Source organism: Mesorhizobium sp. M7A.F.Ca.US.002.01.1.1, from assembly GCF_004022955.1.
Lineage (GTDB): Bacteria > Pseudomonadota > Alphaproteobacteria > Rhizobiales > Rhizobiaceae > Mesorhizobium > Mesorhizobium ciceri.
The window spans coordinates 1-1107 of the sequence record NZ_RZQE01000918.1 but is presented as its reverse complement, the minus strand read 5'-3'; the positions used below and the strand labels follow the sequence as shown (position 1 = coordinate 1107).

The 1107-nt window shown below is 62.5% G+C and carries 1 protein-coding gene; it reads left to right on the top strand.

Going from position 1 to position 1107, the window contains the following annotated elements; all coding sequences use genetic code 11:
• On the top strand, positions 1 to 978 hold a 978-nt coding region (locus EN932_RS36725; RefSeq protein ID WP_128338519.1), incomplete at its 5' end, for an AAA family ATPase.
• Positions 979 to 1107: the final 129 nt, after the last annotated feature.

Sequence of the window (1107 nt, the reverse complement as noted above, 5' to 3'; positions counted from 1 at the left end):
GTCCAGGACTGGACCGGGATCCCGACCGGACGGATGCTGTCCAGCCAGACCGAAAAGGCGCTCAAGCTCGCCGCCACGCTTTCGGAACGGGTCGTCGGCCAGGATCACGCCATGGAGATGATCGCCAAACGCGTGCAGACCAGCCGCGCCGGGCTTGGCGCGCCTGAAAAGCCGGTCGGGGTCTTCCTGCTTTGCGGCCCCTCGGGCGTCGGCAAGACCGAAACGGCATTGGCGCTGGCCGAAACGCTTTACGGTGGCGAGCAGAACCTGATCTCCATCAACATGTCCGAGTTCCAGGAGGCGCACACCGTCTCGACACTGAAGGGCGCACCGCCCGGCTATGTCGGCTACGGCAAGGGCGGCATCCTGACCGAAGCGGTGCGCAGAAAACCCTATTCGGTGATCCTGCTCGACGAGGTCGAGAAGGCGCATCCCGACGTCCACGAAATCTTCTTCCAGGTCTTCGACAAGGGCATGATGGACGACAGCGAGGGCCGCCGGATCGATTTCAAGAACACCCTGATCCTGCTCACCTCGAATGTCGGCTCCGAAGTTATCATGGACCGCACAAGGAATGGCACGCTGCGGACCGGGCTCGACGATCTGGATACCGCCTTGCGCAGCCCATTGCTGAAGGTCTTCCCGGCTGCCTTCCTTGGCCGGGTGGTGACCATTCCTTACTATCCGCTCTCTGATTCGATGATCGAAGCGATCACTGGCCACCAGTTCGCCAAGATCGCTCGCCGGTTGCGGGCAACCAACGATGCGGAACTGGTGATCGGCGACGGTGTCATGGATCTGGTCAAGGCCCGCTGCACCGAGATCGAATCCGGCGGGCGGATGATCGATGCCATCCTGACCAACACGCTGCTGCCGGAACTGAGCCGCGGCGTGCTTAACCGGTCGCTCGAGGGCGAAAAGATGACCAAAGTCACCGTCGGCGCCTCCAAGGAAGGTTTCACTTATTCCTTCGAGTAGGTTCTGATCGTGTAGAACCTCGTCGCCCTCGGCTGCCGGCCCGCTATTCGCGATCCCCCGTGGCGCCGCAATTCGAGAGGTGGCGGTCTTGCCCGTGCGCGAGAACGACGTGCGCAGCCGGTAGCGGAT